Here is a 2,461-nt window from a genome sequence, read left to right as displayed (position 1 = left end):
GCTTACCTTTAGGGTTAGTAAACACAAAGGGCGAATCACCGGTTTTGTTTGCCATCACTCGGCTTAATACTTCATAAAGTGTGTCACACATTTTAAGGTCGCGTCTTGATTTGGGTGTTTTCACATCCCCAATTTCACCATTAACGTAATTCTGTCTTATGCGAATAAGGCGATGATCAAAATCCAGATGCTCAGTGTAAAGCCCGTGTACTTCGCAGCTTCTCATCCCAGTCCAAAAACGCAGCACAAAATAGTCATGCCACTCTTCTTCAACCACATCTAAAAAGCGCTGTACTTCATCAATTGTCATCGGGTGCGAATCCGCACTCTCTTCTTTAAGCGCTTTGTAGCGACGCAGCGGATACTCAAATTTGTATTCATCGGCGGCAAGGCTGACAATGGCTATCAGTGGCCAAAAAATATTGTTAATGCGGCGGTTTGATAATTTACGTGTGTCGTCGCTGTTTGTCATCTCCATCAAAGCCTGGCGGTAATACTCGACCTGAGACAAGCTCACTTCATTGATAAGCGTGTTGCCAAATGTTGGCATTAAATAGCGCTTAAGATTGAGACGCACTGTATTTTGGTAGCTGCTTTTCCATTTCGACTTCTGACGTTCAAACCACTCATTGGCAAAGGTATCAAAAAACGGATAAAAGCGGTCAGGCTGCTTGGCACGCTGTAGTATTTCAAACTTATCGACTTTTTTACTGTGCGGAAAATAATCGCGGTATTGAAAAGTGCCCAAATCAATTTCCGCATTCATTTTTTTTAGCTGTGCTTTAGCGAGGTTAAGGTTTTTCGGGGTGGCGATCATCGCTGTGCCTTCACGAAATCGCTGGCCATAAAGATGTAAATCGAACTGAATACGTCCGTTTGGACGCATGCGCATATGAGCCATATCGGCCTCCATCAAATAGATCTATCCCTATCCGATGGTTCACGTATAATAGATCCATCGGCTGGGTCTGGTTTAAACTCTGGTGCAGCCGGTACGAGGCGAAGTGGTTGCCGCCACTTCGTCTCAACTGCTATTTTTTGCACAAAGCGGTTAAACTTTGTGCACTCAATAACTATAAAACAACCTGTTTATTTGTCCAGTTGTTTCTGTCTCATTTTTTCAAAACGATGATTGTGCTTATTTCACAGTAATAGTCTTCCTGTTATTAGCTATTTCGGATTTAGATATCCTCAAAACATAAATCACGTTGCATCTCTTCTGGCTCCTCAAGCTGCTTATTATCTTTGCTTTTTTCTTCCTTACTTTTTACCGCTAAGACTTCCTCCATTGCTTCTGGTGCAGGCTCAATTGCGACACTAGCATAGGGATAATTTAGATTTCCTTGTTTGTAAAAGCCGAGTTTATATTCCTCTTCTGGCCCTTTTAATATCGCAATATGTAACTCTCGAGCAGTGGTTAAATCTTTTACTCTAATTGCTTCAATATCCTTAAGGTGTATCAGATAAAGCTGGTTTTCATTAGTGGTGATTCGTTTAGCTTTTACTGGTGAACCCAGTTTATATGGTGCAATTGTGTTAGCAATATACAGCTGAGTTGGTTCTATTAATAAGTGGCTTTGGTTGGCGCGTCGAATTTTGGGATAGTTATCATAGTATTCCTCTATTTCATCTTTAAAGCGATATATATCTACAGTCATGGAGACGACTTCATTAAATTTCTTTGGCTTATTCTTATAAAACTCCTCAATGCCTGCGAGTGATATAGTCATATCCATATCACTCGTTTTAAAGGTGATACCTTCCCCGTGAATCGCTATTTCAATAGACTCATCTTTTGTTTGTTCGCACCGCGCTTCAAGGCTGTGCGCTGCTTTCTGTGTTAACCCCAATGACAATGCAACAGGGATATTTTCAGGAATGCCATATATTTGCTGGTTGTTATCGTTTTGCACGCACATCTCCTTTTTATCTTTATTAATATCAATATATTGAAATGGCGAATGTGTATCGACTTCGAGTAAGAGTCGTTGTATGTCTGCGACTCTTACCGTCTCATACATTTGTTGCTTTATTTTATTAATATGCTCATCATGTTCAGTGCTGAAAGCCTCTGACTCACAGCTCCGCCATTGATGTTCCCCTGTTGTAATGCCTATAGTAGGGAGAGAGTGACTGTCAGTATCAAGTTTGAGATTAATAAACTTATCATTAATTGAATAAGCCAATAATCGACTAAAAAATGCGCCATCAAGGGTGAAGCGTCTTTTCTTCAAGCGATGATTTTCTGCTAAAGGGATAATAATGTGCACATATTCAGGCGCATGCCCACCAATTAACTGCAGTGTGTTTTCCTTCGGGTTGATAATAAAACTAACATGGCAATCTGTTTGTTTCTTATCAAGTTTAGTGATGATCTCTGCAATATTATCGCGATATTGAGCGTCAATAATTAGTAATTCATGCATTGGCAGTTCTCCTATGATCTTAACGTTTGTAAAGC

The 2,461-nt window shown here is 40.2% G+C and carries 2 protein-coding genes; both read right to left on the bottom strand.

Annotation, left to right across the window (positions count from 1 at the left end):
* Nucleotides 1-901: tyrosine-type recombinase/integrase (locus tag AC4GME_RS18690; protein ID WP_490380028.1), on the bottom strand; the 901-nt coding region annotated here is incomplete at its 3' end.
* A gap of 280 nt (nucleotides 902-1,181) precedes the next feature.
* Nucleotides 1,182-2,426, bottom strand: a complete 1,245-nt coding sequence (locus AC4GME_RS18685; RefSeq protein WP_490380027.1) for a hypothetical protein — start codon at nucleotides 2,424-2,426, stop codon at nucleotides 1,182-1,184.
* Nucleotides 2,427-2,461 lie beyond the last annotated feature (35 nt).

It is taken from the genome of Psychromonas sp., assembly GCF_983033635.1.
Note: the sequence above shows the minus strand (reverse complement) of the source record. Positions and strands in the feature narration are given on the sequence as shown.